The following is a 25,232-nucleotide window of genomic DNA, read 5'->3' as shown; positions in this document are numbered from 1 at the left end:
GTGTAGCCAAATATAAGGATTAAAATAACTTTAGCTGCCCATCCTTGAACTGTTCGTGAAGCGACGTATTCAGTTTTGGCATCGATTTATTCTTAAAATATTTGAGCTTTGCCAGTTTGACCATATCGTTGATTTGCTTGGCAATCTCACCTTCACCGCGCATACGTGTTCCAATGCGCGAGTCGTTCAAATTCCCACCATGGCAACTTTCAATTTGATGCAGCACCTTGTCTGCCCGATCGGGCATGGTCTTTTTTATCCAATCTGTGAAGATCTCTCCAATAGCACCATTCAATCTCACAATGGTATGCCCCATGCTCAAAGCGCCCATTTCGGAGACTTTCTTTGCCAGTGCCAAGACCTCATGACTGTTAATTGAAGGAATAATGGGTGCCATCATGACGTTGACGGGAATGCCATGTTCTGATAAGTTTTTTACAGTTTCCAATCGCTTTTTGATGGTCGCCGTCCTGGGTTCCAAAACACGTCTCGTGTCCTCAGAAAGCGAGGTGATAGAAATATTAACGGCTACTAAATTGTCTTTAGCCAATGCTTTCAAAAGATCCAAATCGCGAAGGATCAAGGCATTTTTCGTAATAATGCCCACAGGGTGTCTGTATTTTAAGAAGACCTCCAAACATTTCCGAGTAATTTCATATCGCTTTTCCGCAGGTTGATAGCAATCTGTATTTCCGGACATCACAATAGGATGGGCTTCCCAACTTTTTCTTTTGATGAATTCTTCCAACAATAGTGGCGCTTCCTTTTTTACTAAAATCCGACGTTCAAAATCCAAGCCCGGGCTATACCCCCAAAATTCGTGGGTGTTTCTTGCATAGCAATAGATGCATCCATGTTCACAACCTTGGTACATGTTCATGGAGTAGCCCATGCCCACGTCTGGACTTGTAACTTTGTTGACAATAGTTTTTGGGAAAACCTCGAGGAAGAGTGTTTTATTTTTATCGGCTTCTTCACCTTCTTTGGCGCAGTACTCAAGAAAATCATCACGTATTTCGTGACTCAATCTAAAGAATCGATTGGATATATTAATTTGTGCTCCGCGACCTTTAATGGTAGAGTCTGGGTCCATTGGCATTTAATTATTGAAAGTTTCTGTAGGTTATGACAAGCGTATAAAGTTACATCCAAAACCAGCCATTTGATGGCTACAGAATGTAGAAACTTATGTTATCCACTCACTATAAGGGATATAGGCTGTTTAAGGAATGTTTTAAAAGCTAAAAAATAACAAGGTTTTAACAGTTCTCAATCCTTTAAACCATATAAAAATTCAATATTTTTGGCACTCACAAATAATTTAAGAACATGAAAAAAATATTGCTCTCCCTCACCATTTTTATGATGACCTTTTCATCCGCTCTAAAAGCAGATGAAGGCATGTGGTTTTTAATGCATATTGAACGTCTCAACCAAAGAGATATGCAAAAAATGGGACTTCAATTGACTGCTGAAGAAATATACAGCATCAACAACAGAAGTTTAAAAGATGCCATCGTACAGTTTAATGGTGGGTGTACTGCCAGTATTGTTTCTGATAGTGGTTTGGTATTGACCAACCACCACTGTGGATATGATGCGATTGCAGAATTATCTTCTGCCGATAGAAACCATCTTAGAGATGGCTATTGGGCAAAATCGCTCGATGCAGAATTAAAACCAGAAAGCTTATACGTCAGATTCTTTGTCAGAATGGATGATGTTTCAACACGTATCTTATCGCAAGTCAATGAGACAATGTCTGAAAAAGAGCGTGAAGCTGCTATCAATAAAGAGATTGCGAAAATTGAAAAAGAAAATAACGAGGGTGGGAAATATACTGTTTCTGTACGTTCCTTCTACCAAGGAAATGAGTTCTACTATTTTGTTTATGAAGACTTCACAGATGTACGTTTAGTAGGTACTCCTCCTGAAAGTGTGGGTAAATATGGTGGCGATACAGACAACTGGGAATGGCCAAGACATACTGGCGATTTCGCATTGTTCAGGGTATATGCTGACCACGACGGAAATCCAGCCGAATACTCTACTGACAACGTGCCTTTAAAATCAAAATACCATCTTCCTGTAAGCATTGACGGCGTTAAGGAGAATGATTTTGCCATGATCTTGGGTTATCCAGGAAGAACCAACCGATGGATGCCTGCACAAGGGGTTGAGCAAAACGTAAAATTTGCCTATCCTGCTTGGGTTGAAGGCTCAAAAGTGAGTATGGACGTCATGAAAAAATATATGGATAATGATGAAGCTATCAACTTGATGTATGCGTCTTCCTATGCAAGTATTGCCAACTATTGGAAAAACCGTGGCGGTATGATTGATGCCTTAACAGAGCATAAAACAGTAGCGACAAAAACTAAAGTTGAGGACGCTTTTAACAAATGGGCCAACAAAAAGAATAACAAAGCGAAATACGGCAATGTAATTTCAGATATCAATGCCTATTATAAATTGACCAATCAAAAAGCCCAACATGACAATTATTTAACTGGTATCTTACGTGGCAGTAAATTTGCCGTGCTGCCATACAGACTTGGTGGTGCCTTGGAACAATATACTACTGCAAATGAAGCTGCTCGTGAAAACATGCTTCCAAGATTACAGTCTTTTGTAGAAAGCTCTTATAAAGACTATCACTTGCCTTTGGAAAAAGAAATCCTTGCCAAGCAATTGAATTTATATGCGTCTAAAGCCAATTATCCACTTCCTGAATTGGTAAAAGAAGTTGGCGATAAAAACAACAACGACTTTACAGCCTTCATAGAATCTATTTTTGACGCAAGCATTTTCACTTCAAAAGAAAACGTGATGGCATTTTTACAAAACCCTGATGTGTCGAAATTAGAAAATGACCAATTGTATCAGTTATCTGGTCAGCTATTAACAAAATACAGAGAGCAACCTGAACACTTAGTGCAACCTGAAAACGATTTTCAAGCTGCTTTTAGAAAATTAGTGGCTGGATTACGTGAATCTGGATTGAGCAACATCCAATATCCTGATGCTAACTCTACTTTGCGATTAAGCTATGGAAAAGTGAGAGCTTTGCCTAAAAAAGAAGGTGAGCAAAATGATGCCGAGTTTAATAACTACACGACTTTAAAAGGGATGGTTGCAAAATACAAGCCGAATGATCCAGAATTTGACTTGCCTGCACATATGTTGGACATGTATGCGAAAAAGGATTATGGACGTTATGCCAACGAGAAAGGTGAACTTTCAGTTAACTTTTTATCAGATAATGATATTACCGGTGGGAATTCAGGATCTCCAGTAATCAATGGAAAAGGTGAATTGATTGGATTGGCTTTTGATGGAAACATCGAAGCGATGGCTGGTGATGTCATTTTCGATTCAGATTTACAGAGAACGATTAACGTTGATATCCGATACGTCCTTTGGTTGATCGACAAATATTCCAATGCCAAACATATTGTTGATGAATTGACGATTGTTGGCGGGAAGTCGTAGTTAGTGGTGACAGGGTAGAACGCTTCGCTTTTAGAGGGGAGTGGTGAGACTTGTGACCATGGACCGATGACCGATGACCGATGACCGATGACTTAGAAAAATTAAAAAATGCGAACCACATATTTAGTTCGCATTTTTTTATTGAATCATAATGGCTTTTTCTCAAATTAATTAATCATTTGAGATTTTTTGCTCCCTTTTAGGGCGGGGCAAACAAAAAATCAGCTTTGTATTTTCAGTTTTTAATTCTTATGACTAAAAGAGGATATGTAAAATCATTATTTGGATCGGTGAGGATCTATTCAATCTAATAGAACGCAGACCCACCTGCCGGCAGGGCAGGTGACGCTGATTTTTTATGATGAGCACTGATCTCGTCATCAATCTTTTATTTAATTTTCACAATCAAATCAGTAAAAATCCGCTCAATCTGTGTCGTCAGTGTTCTATTTTGAGATTCCTGCCTTCGCAGGAATTATGTCCCCGGAAATTCCGCCTTCCGCTTTTCCAAAAACGCTGTCGTACCTTCGGTAAAATCGTCAGTGCCAAAGCATTTTCCAAATTGCTTTATTTCTACTTTATATCCGTTAACTCCGTCTTTATAGTTGGCATTAATGGCTTTTATAGCGCCTTTAATCGCTACTGTAGAATTCCGCATGATTTTACCGGCTATCTTTTCACAAAAGCCCATAAGCTCATCTTGTGTGGTCACATGATTGACCAATCCGTAAGCTTTTGCTGTTTCGGCATCAATCATACCTGCGGTCATGACCATTTCCATGGCGCGACCTTTTCCTACCAATTGTGGCAAACGTTGCGTCCCACCATAACCAGGGATCACGCCTAATGATGTTTCAGGCAAACCCATTTTGGCATTGTCACTGGCAATTCTGAAGTGACAGGCCATCGCCAATTCGAGACCACCACCAAGGGCAAATCCGTTGACCGCCGCAATGACTGGAGTTGAAAGATTCTCAACATAATCAAATAACAACTCTTGACCTTTAGCCGCCAATTTCGCACCATCCTCTACATCGAAATGGGCAAATTCGCTAATATCCGCTCCGGCGACAAAGGCTTTCTCTCCACTTCCGGTAATAATGATCACCTTAGTGTGTTTATCCTTGTCAGCCACTTTAAAAGCTTGATTGAGTTCGTTAATTGTCGCTTTATTTAAAGCATTTAATTTATTGGGACGGTTGATGGTAATGGTTGTAATCCCGTCGTTTCTTTCTGATAAGATGTTTTCGTATGACATATAACTGTGTTTTTTATTTCCATGGTGGTCTCTTGGAAGTCAGGAAGTCGGAAATCTCTTCTTTATTGAACACCATTCAAACTCCCCTGTACAACTTGCTGAGATAGAAATTGAAAATTAAGCAATATTTTATGAGATCCCTGCATTTGAAGTGATTTTATTCCTTCGGAAATGTCACCGTAAACGTTGTTCCCTTTCCATTTTGGGAAGTAAAGGTAATTGTTCCTTTATAAGTTTCCACTATATTTTTAACCATTGCCAAGCCAAGTCCCATCCCGCTAGACTTCGTAGTAAATTTGGGTTGAAATATTCTTGCAATATTTTCCTCGGAAATACCCTTTCCATTGTCAGAGACCGAAATCCTAACCACATCATCCTCAGACATCACACTAACCACAATCTTAGGATCCTTCTCGTCTGCGACAGCTTGGGTTGCATTCTTGACTAAATTGGTGATCACGCGAATCAGTTGCGTTCGGTCCAATTGCGAAATGATTTCCTTCTCATCGGCCACAAAGACAATATAATCTTCACTAAAAATATCCAAGGCCAATTTCACAATTTGTACCACATTAAGGGTCTCATTTTGTTGTGCAGGCATTTTGGCGAAATTTGAAAAGGCCGATGCAATGGAACTCATGGTGTCAATTTGCTGAATGAGTGTTTTGCTGTATTCCTCCACTTTTTGATGAATTTCAGGATCTTCTGGATCAAATTTGCGCTGAAAACTTTGAACGCTTAAACGCATAGGCGTTAACGGATTTTTAATTTCGTGGGCGACTTGTTTTGCCATCTCCCGCCATGCCTGTTCACGTTCAGATGTAGCCAACTTTACGGCACTTTCCTGCAATTGATCAATCATACTGTTATAAGAATTCACCAAAGTGGCAATTTCCTCACTTGACGACTCAATTTCAATTCGCTGATTCTGTTTTCCCAATCGCGTTGCATTCATTTTATCACTGATCGTTTTAAGTGATTTGGTAATATATTTTGAAAGGAAATACGCCAGTAGAATGGCCAAAATTAGCATCACAAAATAGGCATATCCCAAACGCTCCAAAAACTCCTTCAGCTCCTTATTCAAAATATCATCATTCTGAATATAATAAAGGTTTAAAATCGCAATCGGTTTGAACTTTTTGTCAGTGATATAGGTATATGAAGATTGAAACGTTTGATCGTTGAGGACCATTTTTTCTACGTATCTATGTTTGGATGTATTGGAAAGGGCATTTAAAATATTGGCATTCAAACAACTTGAAAGTGTATCGCCCTCGATACTCGACTTTGAAGATTTTAACAACGAACCTTCAAGATCAAACAGATTAACCTGCAATTGATGGATATCGGCAATCTTATAAATCTCTTCCCTAAAAATCAACGGTATTCTATCCGTATTGATTTCCCAAGAAGTTTCGCGAATTACAAAATCAATATGGCGTTTTATATTGTCTTCTTTTCGCTCTAAACGGTTTCTATGATAGTCTTGTGCTTCTTCGTTGTATTGATAAATAGTGACTGCAGCAATCAAAATAGAAGCGATGAGCACTAACAGAATCATGGCAAAAAAGATGCGTACGCGTAAGGAAAGTCGTCTTGTTTTCATTTCATTAATGTAGCTTGATAAAGATAGCAATAATCACTCCAAAATTGGCTGCGTTGAAATTTTCAAGGGATTAACGATTGTTGATTTTTGATTGATGATTTTTGATTTGGAATTTTCGCCTACTTTTCAACTACCCTCTACGCACTACACGCTATGCACTACCCCCCTCCACTTTAAGAATCGGGATTTCTTTTTCTGATATTCTTATAGATCTTGAATCCCAACATCAATAAAACAGCCAAAACGACAATGCCAACAACACCAAAAATCCAGTTGATAGAGTTTTTCAAAATCACCAAAAACACTACTGAAAACAGGATAAATGTGGCACCTTCATTCCATAATCGCATAAAATTAGAAGATATTTTGACCTCATCACGTTGCAATTGTTTGTAATAGTGATGTGTTTTTAAATGATAGAAGATAAGCAAAATGACAAAGGCCAATTTCACATGCATCCAACCTTGGTGTAGCCAGGATGGTATCAAAATAAGCAGCCAAATTGCAAAAATAGTGGCCAAAATTGCCGAAGGCCAGGTAATGATATTCCACAAGCGTTTGGCCATCAATTTGAGTTGCTTTCCTAAAATTTCCTTCTCAGGTGAGGGTTTATGAAAGGCTTCAATTTGATATACAAACAACCTCGGAATATAGAACAATCCTGCAAACCAGGTAATAACAAAAATAAGGTGCAAGGCTTTTATATAATTGTAGTATTCCATCGTTCAAAAATAAATTAAACATCTTTAGGAATCAAATTCCTCTTGACTTCGCGGTTCAAGAAATAGGCTGTCACAATAGTTGCCAATACATCTGAAATTGGGAAAGACATCCATACTCCAAATTCGGCGTAAAACTGTGGTAAAATCAAAATGAGCGGAATAAAAAAGAGACCTTGCCTGGACAAAGTCAACAGTAACGCAGGTAGAGCCTTCCCGATAGCCTGAAAATAGGCGGCACCAATCAGCTGCCAGGCAATAATGGGCGTTGCGGCAAATACCCAGCGCATATCATTAGGTGCTTGGCGGACCACATCGGCATCTGTGGTGAAAATTCTGATGATATTTTCTGGAAATATCATCAATACAATAAAAACTAAGCTCGCCAAAACCGCAGCATACTTTATAGCCGTATTAAGTGATTCCCTAACTCTATGATAATTTTCAGCACCGTAATTAAAGCCAGCAATTGGTAGAAATCCTTGGGTAATTCCAAGAATAGGAAACATGGCAAACATTAGCATTCTCCCCGCAATAGCATAAGATGTCACAGAAGTTTCTCCTCCCAGATCGAAGAGAATATTATTCATAAACAAATAAGTGACGCTCACTACGGCTTGGCGCGACAGCGTAACAAATCCTAAAGAAGTGATTTCTTTGACAATTGGGAAGTTTAGCCCGAAGTGCGCAAAGTCAATTTTCAGTTCTGACTTTTCGGATATAAAAAACCAAAGGATAAATATCAAACAGATTAAATAAGAAAGTGTGGTTGCCCATGCAGCTCCAGTCATTCCAAAATCCATAAGATAAATGAACACATAATCCATCACCAAATTGGCGACCGATGGAATCATCATGGCATACATGGCAAACTTTGGTTTCCCTTCTGCACGAATGACCGTATTTGCCATCATACAAAGTGCTAATAGCGGCACACCATAAAGCACTATTTCATAATATATTTTTGCAGGCTCAAAAATGGCACCTTTCCCGCCAAAGGATTCGATAATGCCATCGGCAAAAAGTAATCCTACAGTGATCAAGGATAATGTCAGCACCAATGTCAAAGTGATTTGGTTGCCGAATGTTTTCAGTGCCTTTTCATAATTATTGGCGCCCAAGGCCCTTGAAATAATAGAAGAACCTCCTATCCCGATGGCCATTCCCAAAGCAGCAATAAAGAAAGACACTGGTAAGACAACATTAATTGCGGCAATAGCGGTAGCGCCAATCCAATTCCCGACAAAAATGGTATCCACCAAGATGTTAAGCGACATGACCAAAATCCCGATTGATGCGGGAACAGCTTGCTTTATTAAAAGTTTGCTAATGGGTTGTGTGCCTAAATCTCGAGAGGAATCTTTAGCCATTATACAGGTACGGCTTCTGAGGTTGCCCAATCATTGATCCAATTGGAGAGGATGGTCACAAATTCCTGGTCGTCATTTAAACAAGGTACCGTGATAAAGTTCTTACCTCCCACTTCGTGAAAGATTTCTGCGCCTTCCATGGCAATTTCTTCTAAGGTTTCTAAACAGTCACTTACAAAAGCAGGGGTTACTACGGCCAAGTTTTCAACACCCTTTTTGCCCATCCGCTCAATGGTCAAATCTGTTGGAGGTTGCAACCATGGATCAATCCCTAATCGCGATTGAAAAGATGAAGAATAAGTCCCATCTTTCAAATTTAGTTTTTCAGCCACTAATCGTGTGACTTCCAAGCATTGGTGGCGATAGCAATATTCGTGTGCAGGTGATGGCGTGATACAACAGCTTTTATCAATTTTGCAATGTGATTTTGTGATGTCACGTTTTCGAATATGCCGCTCTGGAACCCCATGATATGAGAACAACAAATGATCATAAGGTTTATCTTTCAGATGTCTATCTATTGAACTGGAAATGACATCAATATAATCCTCGCGATTATAAAACGCTTTCAAATCCGATATTTTAAGATTCGGAAAATATTCTTTTCTAATTTCTTCAGCCAAAACCAAAATAGTTTCCGTGGTCGCCATAGCAAATTGTGGGTAAAGCGGCATCAGAAACACATGTTCCACACCTTTATCCACCAATTCCTGAAGACCCTTTTTAATGGTCAAACTACCATAGCGCATAGCCAGAGCCACTGGAAGCTCAGTGTTTTTCTGTATTTTTTTCTGAAGTCGCTCAGAAATTACGATTAACGGCGAGCCTTCCTCCCACCATATTTTTTGGTACGCTTCCGCAGATGCTTTAGGACGTGTTTTTAAAATTATCCCCTTTACAATGAAAGTCCTTAACCAAAGAGGAACGTCAATGACACGTTCGTCCATTAAAAACTCGCTTAAATATGGTTTAACATCTTCTGGTGTCGGGCTGTCTGGCGACCCTAAATTGACAAGTAATACTCCTTTTTTCATAATATATTCCTGCGAAGGCAGGAATCTCTTTTTTAATTATATTCCTATTGATTTAGATCTTCAAGTCTATGAAGACTTCGGAATGAACATCTTTTAATTATTAATTTACGAAGATAATGACATTAAATATTTTTTGGGGGTCGTGCCATATTTCTTTTTGAATGCCACTATAAAGTGACTCGATGTACTATAGCCAACTTTCAAGCCTACCTCATTCACATTATAATCTGTAGACTCCAAGAGTTTCCTGGCAACTTCCATCTTATAATCGAATAGAAAACTATAAACTGTATCTCCATAAATCTGCTTAAAACCTTCTTTAAGTTTTTTGATGTTCAGTCCAATCTCTTCGGAAAGTTCATGCAATGTTGGAGGTTCTGCCATTCTGGAAATCACAATGTCCTTGGCTTTCCTAATTTTGATGACATTGCTATCATCCACCAAAAACGGACATTGCTCGATATTGGTATCCTCACTTCTATTAAAATACAAACTCAAGAGTTCATAGGCCTTTCCTTTGAAATAAAGATTTTTGATTGACGAATTCAAGTTATAATGAATCAATTGGGTCAAACCAATGGCCATAGAAGGTGAGATCTTGCCGTCCTTATAATATTTCTTATCCTTGTTGTCACTACTCAAAAATGTAATATAACCCGCCTCTTGTGAAAACAAACCATGAAACTTTTTTATGGAGATCACGATAGATACCAACCATGTGTTGGGGTCCATTTCCAAATGTATCGGCAAATCGCGTTGAGGATTATAGAGTAAAAGTGAATTCTCTCCCAATATGTCCAAAGCATACCGACCTTCGTTGAAAATAAACTTACTGGAGCCTTTCAAACAAAAGTGGAACTGAATGAAACTACTATCTATCTTACGCTCAATAGTTTCTACAGTATTGCTCTCGTTTTGATAGGTCATCACTAAAAAGCCCTCATCAATTTCAGTCTCTTCCATTGAACCTTTAACGACATTTTTTAAATCCATATTCTTTAAAACTTCTTTTTATTATTTAGATTCATTCTAAACAAAATGGTTACAAACCATTGCCATGACTGCAAAAGTATGGTATTTGACGCACTTATATTAAAAAATGGCCAAAAAACATTAAGCGATACTAATAGTCCTTCGAGCGTTGTTTTTATTCCATTGACATTTCTACTTTTGCCCTTATACTTCCATATCAAAATTCAATAACCAGTATTGTGCACAATCATATGTTGAAAACCACTTATTTTTACGCCATTGGATTAAGCTATAAAAAGGCTGATGCTGATATTAGAGGACGATTCAGTATGGACGATACATCTAAAAAAAACTTACTTCATCAAGCAAAAGAAGTAGGGATTGAAAGCCTCATCGTCACTTCAACCTGCAACAGAACCGAACTTTATGGTCATGCAGAACATCCCTATCAGCTTATCAAATTACTTTGTGAAAACACCAAAGGCACTATTGAAGAATTTCAACATGTTGCTTATATTTATAAAAATCAAGAGGCTGTTACGCATATGTTCCGTGTAGGGTCAGGACTCGATAGCCAAATCTTAGGCGACTTTGAAATCATCAGTCAACTCAGAACAAGCGCTAGAGCTTCCAAAAAGTTGGGACTGCTCAATGCATTTACCGAGCGTTTGTTAAATGCAGTGATTCAAGCCAGTAAACGCATTAAAAACGAAACGGAAATTTCCTCTGGGGCTACTTCTGTGTCTTTTGCATCGGTCCAATACATTTTAAATACCATAGACAACGTTTCTGATAAGAATATCCTACTTTTTGGAACGGGGAAAATCGGGCGAAATACCTGTGAGAATCTGGTGAAACACACTAAAAACGAGCATATCACCCTAATTAACAGAACAAAGACCAAGGCTCAAGAGGTGGCAGGCAAATTTAATTTATTGGTTAAAGATTATGCCAATCTCCAAGAAGAAATCAATGCTTCCGACATCTTGATTGTCGCCACAGGCGCTCTTAATCCAACGGTCGACAAAAATTGTATCCAATCTAAAAAACCATTGTTGATTTTGGATTTATCAATTCCGAAGAATGTCAACCCCAATGTCACGGAATTACCTAATGTATCCTTGATCCATCTCGACGATTTATCTCAAATGACGGACGATACTTTAGAGCGCAGAAAAGAATTTATTCCTTTGGCAGAAAAGATATTAGAGGACGTTAAACAGGATTTTAATAGTTGGCTAGAAACTAGAAAATTTGCACCAACCATTAACGCCTTAAAGCATAAGTTACTCGATTTCAAAAATGCCGAATTAGAAACCCAACGTAAAAAAAATGCCGATTTCAATGAAGCTCAAGCAGAGTTGATCAGTAATAATATCATCCAAAAAATCACGAATCACTTTGCGTATCATCTCAAAACAGATGACACCTCTACCGACGACAGTATTGAACTCATCAGAAGAGTGTTTCAGTTAGAATCTACTACACATGTCTAAAATAATAAGAATTGGCACCCGCGATAGCGAATTGGCGCTATGGCAAGCCAAAGCTGTGCAACAACAACTTGAAAGTTTAGGACATAGCACTCAATTAGTTCCAGTAAAATCAACGGGCGATATGGTCCTTGACAAACCCATTTACGAAATGGGAATTGTTGGTGTATTTACGCGCATTTTAGATGCAGCAATGCTCAACAATGACATTGATATCGCTGTTCATTCGCTAAAGGATGTGCCTACGCTGTTGCCTCAAGGTATAGTTCAGGCAGCAGTTTTAAAACGAGGGAACGTCAGAGATACTTTGGTCTTCAAAAAAAATGAAGAGTTTTTATCGCAAAGAGATGCGGTCATTGCCACCGGAAGCTTGAGGCGTAAGGCGCAATGGCTCAATCGTTATCCTACGCATACCATTGTTGGTCTAAGAGGCAATGTCAATACGCGGCTTCAGAAATTACATGATAATGAGGATTGGAATGCAGCCATTTTTGCCGCTGCTGGGATTGGCAGAATTGGTGTGCGCCCACAAGATGCCATCAATTTGGATTGGATGGTCCCCGCACCTGCACAAGGCGCCATCATGATCACGGCACGTGAAGAAGACGAGTACGTCCTTGCTATTTGCAAAGAAATTAATCACGAAGAAACCGAGATCTGCACAACCATTGAACGTAAGTTCTTGAATCTTTTAGAAGGTGGATGCTCTGCGCCAATTGGGGCTTTGGCATTTATCAAAAATGAGGAAGTCAATTTTCATGGCGTTTTGTTGAGTTTGGACGGTACTAAAAAGATTGAGGTCACACGAACAGAAAAACTGGGAAACCATCACAATATTGCCCAGTTTGCTGCCGATTATGTGTTGGAGCGCGGCGGAAACCGAGTGATGAACGAACTGAATGAATCAAATAGGGCCGTACAGGTATTTTCTACTCGAAATTTATCCGAATTACAACGTCAGCTTTTCAAAAATGTCACTGTACAAAGCACCGACTTCTTAAAAATAAGTTTGAATAGAATTGCAAAACCTATTTTAAAATCGCCCATTAAAAACGTCATTATCACAAGTCAAAACGCAGTTGAAGCAATTATTGCAAGTGTTCCAAAAGAAGAGTTGCAATTCAAGAATATTTACTGTGTTGGACGACGCACAAAGCGATTGATTGAAAAGAAAATTGGCAAAGTCAAACATTCTGAAAATTATGCAAAATCACTTGCTGCCTATTTGGTCGAATTTATTGATGGCACCGAAGTAACCCATTTTTGTAGTGATATCAGATTGGATGAATTATCTAAGACCCTCGAAAAAAACAATATTAAGGTGAATGAGGTAGAGGCTTATAAAACTATTTTGGATTCAGAAAAAATAGATCCGAACGTTGAAGGAGTCATGTTTTATAGCCCTTCAACCGTGGAAAGCTATATGATTAACAATGATGCCGAAGGTAAAATTGCTTATTGCATTGGAGATACTACAGCCGCTGAAGCTAAAAAACACTTTAAGGATGTGCGGGTTGCGAGAATTCCAACAGTTGAGAGTGTGATTGATTTGGTGAATGAGAATTATAATTAATGTTTTAAAATTGTGAGATTCCTGCCTTCGCAGGAATTTATAAGCAAGTTTGATTTGGCGAATATTCATTACGCGTAATAACACAGACACAACTTGTAAGTAGGTCCGAAATCAGAACTATTATTATAAAAAAGAAAAAGTTTAACTTAAAACAGTGAGATTCCTGCCTACGCAGGAATTGGGAAGATGATAAAAAACGATTTATACTTAAGAGCATTAAAGGGAGAAACTGTTGACCGTCCACCAGTATGGATGATGCGTCAAGCCGGACGTTACTTGCCGGAGTTTCAAGAAATAAAAGCCAAATACGACTTTTTTACACGTTGTCGAACTCCAGAGTTGGCGAGTGAAATTACCGTACAGCCCATCCGTCGTTACGGAATGGATGCGGCCATTTTATTCAGTGATATTTTGGTCATTCCACAAGCCATGAATATTGAAGTGCAAATGAAACCCGATTTTGGACCCTATTTGCCCAACCCGATACGCACACAAAAAGATGTGGACAATGTTATTGTTCCGGATATACATATTGAATTGGACTATGTCATGCAGGCCATTAAAATGACCAAAGACATGCTTGACAACGAGGTGCCATTAATTGGTTTTGCAGGATCACCTTGGACGATTTTATGTTATTGCGTGCAAGGGCAAGGCAGCAAAAATTTTGATAAAGCAAAACAGTTTTGCTTTACAAATCCTATTGCCGCACACCAATTATTGCAAAAAATAACCGACACTACCATTACTTATTTAAAGGCAAAAGTAGCTGCTGGATGTGATGCCGTACAAATCTTCGATTCTTGGGGTGGCATGTTAGCACCATCCGATTATCACGAGTTTTCATGGCAATATATCAATCAGATTATTGAAGCCCTGAAAGATCATGCACCGGTGATCGCTTTTGGCAAAGGTTGTTGGTTTGCCTTAGGCGACATGGCTAAATCAAATGCTACGGCTATTGGTGTTGATTGGACCTGTTCTCCAAGAAATGCGCGTTATTTGACGGGGGGAAATATTACGTTACAAGGTAATTTTGATCCTTCCAGATTGTTTTCACCACCTGCAGAAATCAAAAAAATGGTAAAACAGATGATCGACGAGTTTGGTAAAGATAAATATATCGTAAATTTAGGTCATGGCATTTTACCGAATATTCCTTTGGATAACGCCAAGGCATTTATTGATGCGGTAAAAGAATATAAGAGCCCAAACTAAATGATCAACAGACCTGACAGGTTTTATTATTCTGTCAGGTCTCATTTCAATCTATGATTGGCAACATTTTTAAAGGCATTAAAGCCTACGCAGGAACTTTTAAATTGATTTCCAAACTCGGACTTTGGAGGTTTTTCGGAATTCCTATGCTGATCAGTTTTTTGGTGGCATCGACGATTATAATTTCTGCCTATGCTTTTTCAGATAATTTCGCTTTTTATATTTCTAAACTTTGGGTTTGGGAATGGGGAAGTGAAACCTTTTTCCTTATCAGCGAAATTTTAAGCGGCATTTTAATTCTCGTATTGGGCTTTATCCTCTATAAGCACATTGTCATGGCTTTATCAGCGCCTTTTATGAGTCCGGTATCCGAAAAAATTGAAGCTCATTTGTTGGGAGTCGAACGACATCAACATAGAAACACCTCATTTTCTGAACAGTTATGGCGCGGGATCCGTATAAATGTCCGAAATTTATTGATGGAATTGTTATTGACTATCCCCATACTGCTGATCGGATTTATTCCAATAATTGGCATCATTTCTACCGTTTTGCTTTTCTTGGTTCAAGCTTATTATGCGGGCTTTGGCAATATGGACTATACCTTAGAACGGCATTTTAAATATGGTGAAAGCATTAAATTTGTAAAACAGCATCGCGGACTGGCCATTGGAAACGGAATTGTTTTTATGTTGTTTTTATTGATACCGGTTATCGGAATTATTTTTGTGCTGCCCCTTTCAGTTACGGCAGCATCAACAGAAACCGTGGCCCTACTTAAAGCACAAAACAGATTAAAATCAGATGATTTATAGTTCAGACGATATCAGTATTTCTTTATTACAGCCCAAGGATGCCCTACAGCTGAATAAATTACTGGTTTCCAATACTGAACGATTTATCCGGTTTCTTCCAAAAACCTTGGAAGAAAACACCACCTTAGATAGTACTCGGACCTATATCAAACGAAAAATTAAGTCTGCTAAACATCGAAAAGAATTTGTATTTATCATTCACGATAAGAACAGTAATGATATCATTGGAATGATCATTTTAAAGAATTTGGATTGGGAAATTAAACAAGGTGAATTCGCTTATTGCATTGGCAAACGCTTTAAAGGCAAAGCTTTGATGAGTAAAGCTATTAAGGCAACCTCCAACTATGCCATTGAAACCTTGGGATTGGAAACTTTTCAAATCCTTGCACACAAAACCAATTTGTCCAGCGTGAATACGGCTTTACGCTCGGGTTTTAAATGGCAAGGCACTTTAAAAGATGAGTTCAAACCTTTGAATGAAACACCTTTGGATATGGAACTTTTTGAATTTTCGAGACCTGTCAGGTCTGATAAGATCTAAAAACTAAAATGGAAACACTAAAAAAAGGACATTATTATCACATTTTTAATCGAGGTATAAACAGTGAGCTTCTTTTTAAAAATGAAGATAATATGCAATATTTCCTCAAATTAATTGACAAACATTTAGCGTCAAAAGTGGAGGTTCTTTGCTATTGCTTAATGAATAATCATTTTCATATGGCAGTTCAAATAATTTCAGATGAAAAGGAGGCTTCACAAGCTTTTTCAAACTTATTCAACGCCTATTCAAAAGCATTTAATAAGCAAAATTCAAGAACAGGAACTCTATTTGAAAGATCGTTCAAAAGAATGGCTATAAAAGATGAAGAGTATCTAAAAAGCCTCATATTATATATCCATAAAAACCCAGAAAATCATGGAGTGGTACAGAATTTTTGGGAGTATCCATTTTCATCCTTCAATCATTTCATTCAAGATGAAAAAAGCCTTATTTCAAACAAAAAAAACTACGTCATAAATTTATTCGCCGATTTAGAGAATTTTACTTTTGTGCATAATCATACAAAACTTCAAAGTTCAGACCTGTCAGGTTTTAAAAACCTGACAGGTCTTTCCATCAAAAACAAATTCTACAATTACATTCTCAATCTCCAAGACACCATCACTTCAAAACTTGAAGCTATAGATGGCATAGCCAAGTTTCAGGAAGACCTTTGGGAACGTCCGGAAGGTGGCGGCGGACGCACACGAGTGATTGAGAACGGTAAAGTTTTTGAAAAAGGAGGTGTCAATATTTCCGCCGTTCATGGCGAATTACCAGAAAGCATGCAGCAGTATTTTGGCGTTAAAGATGCCAATTTCTTTGCTTGTGGTTTGAGTTTGGTGCTCCATCCAACAAACCCAATGGTACCGACCGTCCATGCCAATTGGCGCTATTTTGAAATGTATGATCAACAGGGGAATATCGTCGATTCATGGTTTGGAGGCGGACAGGATTTGACGCCTTACTATTTGTTTGACGAAGATGCCATCCATTTTCATCAGATCTGTAGATTGGCATGCGATAAGCATCATCCTGATTTTTATGAGCTTTACAAAAAGAGATGCGACGAGTATTTTTGGAATTCACACCGCAATGAAGCCCGTGGCGTTGGTGGTTTGTTTTTTGACTATTGCAAATCCAATGAAGACATGTCTATGGACGATTGGTACAATTTTGTAACCGACGTTGGTGATAGTTTTCTGGAGGGTTATGTGCCCATTGTAGAAAAACGAAAGGACTTGACTTATACCGATGAGCATCGCAAGTGGCAAGAAATCCGCCGTGGCCGCTATGTCGAATTCAATTTGGTGCACGACAAAGGCACTTTATTTGGATTGAAAACCAACGGTCGCATTGAAAGTATCTTGATGAGTCTGCCACCGCATGTGCAATGGGTGTACGATCATCATCCCGAAAAGGGAAGCGAAGAAGACCGATTATTAGAAGTATTAAAACATCCTGTAGATTGGATGTCACAATAACAAAGAATATAATTAACAACTGCAGACCAAATTCTGCAAAATTAATAATAAATCTATGTACCCATTAAGAAGAAATAGAAGATTAAGAGCTAACGAAGCCATTCGTTCAATGGTAAGAGAGACGATCATTTCACCCAACGATTTTTTAGTGCCGCTTTTTGTCGTAGAAGGCAAGAATGTCAAAGAAGAAATCACTTCCATGCCAAATTACTTCCGCTATAGTTTGGATCTATTAGAAAAGGAAGTGAAAGAATTATGGAACATGGGCTTAAAATCGGTTTTGCTTTTTGTGAAAGTTCCTGATAATTTAAAGGACAATAAAGGCAAAGAAGCTATCAACGCTAACGGATTGATGCAACGCGCCATTAAAACAGTTAAAAATGCCTGTCCAGATATGTTGGTCATGACTGATGTTGCCTTTGATCCGTATTCCGCTTATGGACATGACGGCATCGTACAGAATGGCATGATCTTAAACGATGAATCTGTAGATCTCTTAGCTGAAATGAGCGTATCCCATGCTCAGGCTGGTGCCGATTTTGTAGCTCCAAGCGATATGATGGACGGTCGGATTTTAGCAATTCGCGAGGCTTTGGAAGATGAAGGTTTTACTGACACTGGTATTATGAGCTATTCGGCTAAATATGCCTCTGCATTTTACGGGCCTTTCCGAGATGCCTTGGATTCTGCGCCAGTGGATATGAAAAATATACCCAAAGACAAAGCTACCTATCAAATGGATTACGGTAACCGTATTGAAGCGCTCAGGGAAACTGAAATGGATATAGATGAAGGGGCGGATATGGTCATGATCAAACCTGGATTGTGCTATTTGGATATTGTACGCGAAATCAAAAACGCCGTAGATGTTCCGGTTGCAGTGTATCAAGTTTCTGGAGAATATGCCATGTTGAAAGCAGCAGCTGAAAAGGGTTGGTTAAACCATGACGCCGTGATGATGGAACAAATTACTGCCATAAAACGCGCTGGAGCCGACGTGATTGCCTCATACTTTGCGAAGGATGTCGTCCGACTTTTGAATAGATAAAAAAGACTGTTTTGTAACTATTTTATTTTTTATGACTTTTTGATTCCTTTTTATTGAATCGCATTAAAGAACACAGTTATATTATCAATCAAAAATATTTTTATATATTTAATTTCGATTAAACATATAATCACATTATTTTTTTTTGATTCAAATGGATAGTATAGATAAAAAAATCCTGCAAATGCTTCGCCGAAACGCTCGCGAATCGTTTGCCACTATTGGCAAAAAAGTGGAACTTTCTGCACCCGCTGTAGGTAAACGGGTGAAGCAATTGGAGGAAAAAGGAATTATTTTAGGATATTCACTAAAGCTCAATCATGAGAGACTTGGGGTGACCACCAAAGCTTATATCAATTTAAAAATCCACCAATCAAGTACTCTAAGAACAGCCTACAACCAAATTTTCCATCAAGAAGAGGTACAGCGTTGCGATCGGGTAACCGGAGAAGATAGTTTATGCATTCTTGGTTATTTTAAGAACAATCAAGATTTGATCACTTTTATTGAGCGCATTTCGCAATATGGAGTGCCTACCACCAGCATTATTTTAGAAAGTTAAGTGCTAGTTTTTAATTGTTTTCTTAAAAACTTAAATTTAGAAACTAAGAATATGCTTAAATTAGCAAGAAACACTCAAATCAATGACCTTATTACTCCTCTATGCATTTATTTCTATTTTCTTTTCCTTCCTCTGTTCTATATTAGAAGCGGTTTTATTAAGCGTAACTCCCACTTTCATAAATATAAAGAAGAAAGAAGGCAAGAAGTATGCAATTACTTTGGAGGCATTAAAGAAGGATGTCGATCAGCCACTCATAGCTATTTTAACACTTAACACGATAGCACATACTGTGGGAGCCATTCTAGTAGGTGTCCAGGCCGAAAAAGTATTTGGAAATGGCGACAACTCGATCATGATTGTGTCTGCACTTATGACCTTACTCATTTTAGTTCTCTCTGAAATCATTCCAAAAACCATTGGAGCTACTTATTGGAAAAACTTAGCAAATTTCACTTCCAAAGCCCTCAATGTTTTGATCTTTCCTTTAAAATACACAGGTATTTTATGGCTCTTGCAATTGACCACAAAATTGATTGGTGGAAAAAATGCCCATGTCAGTACTGTAAGTCGGGACAGCTTCTTAGCCATGGCAGACATTGCCCATGAGGAAGGAGTGTTTAAGGAGTCAGAAAGCAAAATCATTAAAAACCTCATCAACTTTAAAAAGATTCTAGCAAAGGACATCATGACACCACGGACCATGATGGTTTCCGAGGATGAAAAGACCTCTGTAAAAACCTTTTTTGATGAGAATCAAGAGCTTCGCGTTTCACGGATACCAATTTATTCTGAAAATCCGGATAATATCACAGGATTGGTGCTCAAAGATGAAATTTATAGAGAGATGGCCCTTGATAACGACGATAAAATTCTGGCGGACATCCGACGGGAAATCATCATTATTGAGCGTAATTTGCCTATCCCGATCCTATTCGAAAAATTAGTAGAAAGTAAAAACCACATGGCTTTGGTAGTGGATGAATACGGCACCGTAACTGGATTGGTTACTATGGAAGATGTCATTGAAACCTTATTGGGGCTTGAAATCATGGATGAAAGTGACAATGTTGCAGACCTTCAGAAACAGGCCAGAAAAAGCTGGGAAGCTCGTGCTAAACGCTTGGGAATAATTCAGGACAACTAAGAAGATGAGCCCAATTTTATAAATGACAACGCCAAAAATGATCATCAATGGAAACTTGCATCATCAAATCGCCTTTGGGATTCACCAAAATTAGTGGTGATGAAGACGGTATTAGCGCTATTTCCATTTTGAATTCCGAAGAAAAAGTGACGGATATTATTCCCATTGAACTTGAAGATTGCGTCCATCAACTCAATGAGTATTTTGAAGGCAAACGTACACAGTTCTATCTTGCTCTAAATCCTCAAGGTACAGACTTTCAGAAAAAGGTATGGGACGCACTTCAAACCATTCCCTACGGAAAAACCTGTTCTTATTTAGAACTAGCTCAGCAATTGGGAGATGTCAAAGCTATAAGAGCGGTCGCCAATGCCAACGGTAAAAATCCTTTATGGATTGTGGTGCCATGCCATCGCGTCATTGGAAGTGATGGAAGTTTGACCGGTTATGCCGGTGGATTGTACCGTAAAAAATGGCTCTTAGAACATGAAAGTCCTTTTAAGCAACAAAGTTTATTTTGAGAATTTATCTTTCCATTTTAATGAAACCCAACGAACTCAGATGATAACGTATTTTTAAAGCGATCACAGCTTTCTGTTTATCAACATAGAGATATTATATAATTTATTGCCAATTTTAAATATCCACTCTTCACATTATTTGTACATAGTCGCATTGTTAACCAATTTTAGTAAAATTGAATAAAACAGGATCATTAGAGGTTGTTTCAATTTTTTGGTTTAAAAGTTACCACCACTTTGGCATAGCCCCTTCTTTTTATTGCTCTAATTCTTGCAATAGTCTCTGGATTGGTAGTCTGAGAACTACCACAAATAAGAGCATATTCTCCATCTTCATCTAAATCCTTCGCTTCATTTCCTGGATACCAAGTTTTACTTAAACCTGTACAACGAGGAATAGGTTCTGGCCAATTTTCCATTATTGTTAATCTATAGTTTACAATTTCCTTATTTGCTGGAGGAGAAATAGGCTTAAATGCATAGGTGTTTTCCAAACTTAATCCATCACCATTAGACCAAGAATGTTCTTTAAGAATTACAGGCACATAGAATATTTTTTTGTTATCATCATTTTCGATGGTAATTGTAGCTTTAACTTCATCAAGAATACGGTATTTGCTGTCTGGTTCACCTTTCAACTTTGAATAAACACGAGCTGTAAATGATTCTGAACTTCTTTCTGTTACCCAGTTGGTACACTTGTAATTGACAGATGTTTGATTAACAGTGGTAATTGTGCTTCTTCCACTTTCACTAAAATATCCATTAGTTCCTGAAGTAGTCCATACTATCCTATAATCACTGTCAGAGTTTGCTCCCATAATATTACTTCCATCGTTATACCTAACGTACATTTTCAGGTTAGTATTACCGCTAATGGTTATTCCATCTGGCTTTAATCTTAAACCATGTGTTCTTACCTGAACAGTATCTTTGTCACTATTAATCTTTGTTAACGTTGGTCCTTTTTTTGTAAATACCTCGAGTAACAGACCATCATAGGATTCGTCGGTTATCTCATCATCAGACGCTGTAACTACATATTTCACTTTATCACGACTGGTTACAATAGTTTTGCCTTCTTTTCCATTATCATCTTTTAATATACCATATTTTCCGGTTGTTGACCAATGGTATTCAAAAGAAGTTCCTCCTGGCAATTCATAATTTTCTACTTTGGCCTCCATATTCGCACTGATACCACGGAGGGCAGTTTTATCAATAAGAGCTAAAGTCACATTACTTTTTGTGGTTTTTAGATTCCATTCTTCTAAATGGGAACTATTTTTTAAGGCATTGAACTGCCTAACCGTAACGTCATTTGCTAACATAATGCCATCAAATACTTTTAATATCGCTGCGGCCCTATCTGCAAAGTCAACTGCAGCAGGCGAATTGTTTACAAAATAGTCTGAACCCTGGGTCGCTGCAAATGCTGCCAATTCGCCATGTAGTACCTCTATTACATTTTGCATGCCTGAGGCCAGTGTATTATTATACAATGCCTTCATAAATTCATTAACTGCCAGTTTTAAATCACCTTGTTTAATTGCGTCTTCTACAGAAGGAATGGTTTCTAAAAATAAAGACAGGGCATCTTTATATTTACTTAACTTTTTTCCATCCAATTCGTCTATGATCTCAATATTACCAACGATTGCTAAAAAGATGGGTAATCCTACTTCAAATGTCAACGTTTCTAAAATCAATTCTCGATATTTAGTTATTTCTGCTTTAGTCATTCCAGAGATTCCAAAGAGCTGAAAAGCAGGACCTACTACCCTAAATTTATAATTTGTTTCCTTATCATTATCGGCAAGTTCTAAAGGTATATCATCTGTTACAGTTCTAAAGAAATCAGATCCCACATCTGCAACGGTACCAGTTACCGAAGTAAAGCCTTTGGTTGGAGTTATAGGAATATCTAGAGTTGCATTGACATTATCTTTAACAATATCGTTAATGAGTATATTTTTATTGTCATTTTTATCAACGGTTGATGTCTTATATAAGAAACCATGTGCCCTTCTGCGGTATTGATTTGCAACTGCAAAAGTAGTTCCTGATTTTTCTTCTAACTGGATACCACTACGGATATCTGCTCCATCCATTACTAACCTTTGTGAGTACACCTCAACCTTTTGCCCATTATTTATAATAGTATCTGTTTGCTTTTTAAGCATCTTCATAAATTCTGGAGATTCAAAAAAAGTAGTGTTCGATTTAAATAAGGTCTCCATTTCATTTTGAAAATTTTCGTGCAACGGAAGTTGATCAGTTTCATCTAAAAATTTCCTTTGAATAACATAAGGAGATAAAACTTTTCCTAGAGAAAGATATAGCGAAGCCTCAGCAGTAGATTTAATAGAAATTTCAGTGTTGTTATCTGAGATCATTCCCATCATTATAATCGAACTGTTTTTGTCCATTAAAACTGCTAAGCTATGCCCACCCTTATTTAAAATTACATTTGAATTTCCTTTACTATCAACCGTAAACTCTTCTAAATAAGAGATTAATCTGGTTTCGGATAAGTCCAAATTGACGCCATCAGGAACTATTACTTTTACATCTATAGTTGGAGCGTCAATGTTATTTTGCGGAATGTTTGGTTCGTCATCTCTATCACAGCTCGTCACAAATGTGATAAGAAAAATAATAATTGAAATGTGCCTAATTGTTTCCATAAGAATTAAAGTTTTAAAAATTGTTTAACTAAACGCTATATAAACATCCCTAAACTTTAAAAATGTCATCATTTTTATTTCAACCTACCATACAAAACACCCATAATGAAAGGTTACATAGAAGTTTCTAAATAAAAAAATAAGCACGCTCCACACTAATAACCTTATAACCACACTCTTGATTTTACTAAGTCAAGTAGTGAATAATATTCGATGATCATAATAAATAGATATTTAAATAAAAATGTAAAGACACAGTACAAGTTGCACTTGAACAAGAAAATTGCGGAAGTGCGAAGCTATATGATTATAGGAGGACATAATGAATTAAGCTTTTTTGTTAGATTATCAATTTAACGAAACGCCCTACCATTAAAGATTCTCATTATTTATATACCTGTGTGATAACATTCCAACCTTTTAAAATGATGAATCAATCGCACATCGAATTATCATAAACAAATTCCCTATATTTAGTCCTCTAAACACCAACTTATGAAATTTCTCAAAAAGTTCCTTAAATGGATCATCATCTTACTTGTGCTCATAGTAGCGATTTTGTACATCACTGACACTAATTACTTATTAAAAGCCGTGAGAACCATTTATCTCAAAGGTCATACGACGGCCTATTTAGAAGACTATAAAGAGTTTGATAATGAAGAAGTGGCAAATGGCACACCTCAACCCTGGCCAAATCATGCTGCATACAATTCTGTCAAAGAAACAGAAGCACTCCAAAAAATCAATACTAATTTGGGAACTATTGCTTACGTCATCATCAAAAACGATAGTATTTGGTTTGAAAATTATTATGGCGGCTTTGATGAAAACTCCAAGACCAACTCCTTTTCTATGGCCAAGAGTTACGTCTCGGGATTAATGCAAAAAGCCATTGAACAAGGTCACATAAAGAGCTTGGACCAACCGGTTGGCGATTTCTTTCCAGAATTTAGCGAAGGAAAAGCCGCAAAAATGACGGTTGGTGATCTATCTTCCATGAGTTCCGGAACCAATTGGGATGAAGCTTACTACTCGCCATTATCCATTACCACACGGGCATATTTTGATGACGATTTAGCCAAGGTGATTTTAGGATTGAAAATGGAGGATGAACCCGGACAAAAATTCAAATATGCCAGTGGTGATACTCAATTATTGGCCATGGTGATTGAAAAGGCAACAGGCAAAAAAATGTACGATTATTTATCTGAGTCTTTCTGGAAACCTTTGGGTTCAGAGAATTCAACCCTTTGGCAAGTGGACAGTGAAGCTCATGATTTGGTCAAAGCCTATTGCTGTATTACCAGCAATGCCAAGGATTTTGCACGCTATGGAAAACTATTCAAAGATCACGGAAGATGGAATGGCAAACAGATTTTAGATTCTGCCTTTGTTGCCAAATCCATCAAACCTCGTTTTTCAGATGGCCCAGAGTACGGTTACGGATGGTGGCTGATTCAAAATTATCATGGAAGAGACTTTTTTATGATGCGTGGTCATTTAGGTCAGTATGTCATCGTCCAGCCTGATGATAACGTAATTATCGTGCGTTTGGGGCATAGGTCTCTTAAGGTTGATTATGACGGCCCACCGTTTACGGACGATATTTATGCGTATATTGATGAGGCTTATGCGATGATGGACCAAGATTAGAGAGACACAACGAATATAAAAAGCATA

20 protein-coding genes and 1 pseudogene are annotated in these 25,232 nt (G+C 37.8%); 13 read left to right on the top strand and 8 right to left on the bottom strand.

Going from position 1 to position 25,232, the window contains the following annotated elements; translation table 11 throughout:
- Positions 1 to 19: 19 nt before the first annotated feature.
- Positions 20 to 1,093: a PA0069 family radical SAM protein gene (locus tag G6N06_RS06330; protein ID WP_163515220.1), complete on the bottom strand. Its 1,074-nt coding sequence runs from the start codon at positions 1,091 to 1,093 to the stop codon at positions 20 to 22.
- A 236-nt stretch (positions 1,094 to 1,329) separates the two neighbouring features.
- On the opposite strand from G6N06_RS06330, the gene G6N06_RS06325 reads away from it, so the two are divergent.
- Complete coding sequence (locus G6N06_RS06325) at positions 1,330 to 3,492, top strand: S46 family peptidase (RefSeq protein ID WP_163515219.1); 2,163 nt, start codon at positions 1,330 to 1,332, stop codon at positions 3,490 to 3,492.
- A gap of 475 nt (positions 3,493 to 3,967) precedes the next feature.
- Here G6N06_RS06325 and G6N06_RS06320 read toward each other — a convergent pair whose 3' ends face one another.
- The 6 genes from G6N06_RS06320 to G6N06_RS06295 form a co-directional block, all read right to left on the bottom strand.
- The gene (locus G6N06_RS06320; RefSeq protein ID WP_163515218.1) at positions 3,968 to 4,750 is read right to left on the bottom strand and encodes an enoyl-CoA hydratase/isomerase family protein; all 783 of its coding nucleotides are present in this window, start codon (positions 4,748 to 4,750) and stop codon (positions 3,968 to 3,970) included.
- A 157-nt stretch (positions 4,751 to 4,907) separates the two neighbouring features.
- Positions 4,908 to 6,359, bottom strand: coding sequence for a sensor histidine kinase (locus tag G6N06_RS06315; protein WP_163515217.1), 1,452 nt, complete (start codon positions 6,357 to 6,359; stop codon positions 4,908 to 4,910).
- 173 nt (positions 6,360 to 6,532) lie between these two features.
- On the bottom strand, positions 6,533 to 7,081 hold the full coding sequence (locus G6N06_RS06310) for a CopD family protein (RefSeq protein WP_163515216.1): 549 nt from the start codon (positions 7,079 to 7,081) through the stop codon (positions 6,533 to 6,535).
- Between the two features lie 14 nt (positions 7,082 to 7,095).
- The gene (locus G6N06_RS06305) at positions 7,096 to 8,448 is read right to left on the bottom strand and encodes an MATE family efflux transporter (protein ID WP_163515215.1); all 1,353 of its coding nucleotides are present in this window, start codon (positions 8,446 to 8,448) and stop codon (positions 7,096 to 7,098) included.
- Positions 8,448 to 9,482 carry a ferrochelatase gene (gene hemH / locus G6N06_RS06300; RefSeq protein WP_163515214.1) on the bottom strand — a complete coding sequence of 345 codons (1,035 nt, stop codon included), beginning with the start codon at positions 9,480 to 9,482 and terminating at the stop codon, positions 8,448 to 8,450. The genes G6N06_RS06305 and hemH overlap by 1 nt, the downstream gene beginning before the upstream one ends.
- Positions 9,483 to 9,587: 105 nt before the next feature.
- Positions 9,588 to 10,475 (bottom strand): helix-turn-helix transcriptional regulator, encoded by an 888-nt coding sequence (locus G6N06_RS06295; RefSeq protein ID WP_163515213.1) that lies wholly within the window; start codon positions 10,473 to 10,475, stop codon positions 9,588 to 9,590.
- 230 nt (positions 10,476 to 10,705) lie between these two features.
- Between G6N06_RS06295 and hemA the strand changes: the two genes are divergently transcribed.
- From hemA to G6N06_RS06245, 11 genes and pseudogenes are all read left to right on the top strand, one after another.
- Positions 10,706 to 11,950 (top strand): glutamyl-tRNA reductase, encoded by a 1,245-nt coding sequence (gene hemA, locus G6N06_RS06290; protein WP_371865815.1) that lies wholly within the window; start codon positions 10,706 to 10,708, stop codon positions 11,948 to 11,950.
- The gene (hemC, locus tag G6N06_RS06285; protein ID WP_163515212.1) at positions 11,943 to 13,520 is read left to right on the top strand and encodes a hydroxymethylbilane synthase; all 1,578 of its coding nucleotides are present in this window, start codon (positions 11,943 to 11,945) and stop codon (positions 13,518 to 13,520) included. The genes hemA and hemC overlap by 8 nt, the downstream gene beginning before the upstream one ends.
- 186 nt (positions 13,521 to 13,706) lie before the next feature.
- Entirely contained in the window at positions 13,707 to 14,738 is a 1,032-nt protein-coding gene (hemE, locus tag G6N06_RS06280) for a uroporphyrinogen decarboxylase (protein ID WP_163515211.1), read from the top strand.
- 53 nt (positions 14,739 to 14,791) lie between these two features.
- A complete protein-coding gene (locus G6N06_RS06275; protein WP_163515210.1) occupies positions 14,792 to 15,553 on the top strand; it encodes an EI24 domain-containing protein in 762 nt (253 codons plus the stop codon).
- Positions 15,543 to 16,097, top strand: coding sequence for a GNAT family N-acetyltransferase (locus tag G6N06_RS06270; RefSeq protein WP_163515209.1), 555 nt, complete (start codon positions 15,543 to 15,545; stop codon positions 16,095 to 16,097). Before G6N06_RS06275 ends, G6N06_RS06270 begins: the two co-directional genes overlap by 11 nt.
- An 8-nt stretch (positions 16,098 to 16,105) precedes the next feature.
- Positions 16,106 to 16,453, top strand: a pseudogene (locus G6N06_RS20110) (transposase); the annotation flags it as partial.
- A 222-nt stretch (positions 16,454 to 16,675) separates the two neighbouring features.
- A complete protein-coding gene (gene hemF / locus G6N06_RS19835; protein ID WP_240337995.1) occupies positions 16,676 to 17,584 on the top strand; it encodes an oxygen-dependent coproporphyrinogen oxidase in 909 nt (302 codons plus the stop codon).
- Positions 17,585 to 17,639: 55 nt separating this feature from the next.
- The gene (gene hemB, locus G6N06_RS06260; RefSeq protein WP_163515207.1) at positions 17,640 to 18,632 is read left to right on the top strand and encodes a porphobilinogen synthase; all 993 of its coding nucleotides are present in this window, start codon (positions 17,640 to 17,642) and stop codon (positions 18,630 to 18,632) included.
- A 154-nt stretch (positions 18,633 to 18,786) separates the two neighbouring features.
- Complete coding sequence (locus tag G6N06_RS06255; protein ID WP_262890102.1) at positions 18,787 to 19,194, top strand: Lrp/AsnC family transcriptional regulator; 408 nt, start codon at positions 18,787 to 18,789, stop codon at positions 19,192 to 19,194.
- 82 nt (positions 19,195 to 19,276) lie between these two features.
- Positions 19,277 to 20,341, top strand: coding sequence for a CNNM domain-containing protein (locus G6N06_RS06250; RefSeq protein ID WP_163515206.1), 1,065 nt, complete (start codon positions 19,277 to 19,279; stop codon positions 20,339 to 20,341).
- Positions 20,342 to 20,388: 47 nt separating this feature from the next.
- Complete coding sequence (locus tag G6N06_RS06245; protein ID WP_163515205.1) at positions 20,389 to 20,862, top strand: methylated-DNA--[protein]-cysteine S-methyltransferase; 474 nt, start codon at positions 20,389 to 20,391, stop codon at positions 20,860 to 20,862.
- 206 nt (positions 20,863 to 21,068) lie between these two features.
- On the opposite strand, the gene G6N06_RS06240 is transcribed toward G6N06_RS06245, so the two are convergent.
- Positions 21,069 to 23,549, bottom strand: a complete 2,481-nt coding sequence (locus G6N06_RS06240) for a hypothetical protein (protein WP_163515204.1) — start codon at positions 23,547 to 23,549, stop codon at positions 21,069 to 21,071.
- 495 nt (positions 23,550 to 24,044) lie between these two features.
- Here G6N06_RS06240 and G6N06_RS06235 point away from each other — a divergent pair, with 495 nt between their 5' ends.
- The gene (locus G6N06_RS06235) at positions 24,045 to 25,205 is read left to right on the top strand and encodes a serine hydrolase domain-containing protein (protein ID WP_163515203.1); all 1,161 of its coding nucleotides are present in this window, start codon (positions 24,045 to 24,047) and stop codon (positions 25,203 to 25,205) included.
- Positions 25,206 to 25,232: the final 27 nt, after the last annotated feature.

The organism is Gelidibacter japonicus (assembly GCF_010725055.1).
In the GTDB taxonomy this organism is placed as follows: Bacteria; Bacteroidota; Bacteroidia; order Flavobacteriales; family Flavobacteriaceae; genus Gelidibacter; species Gelidibacter japonicus.
This window is presented reverse-complemented; position numbering and strand designations above follow the sequence as displayed.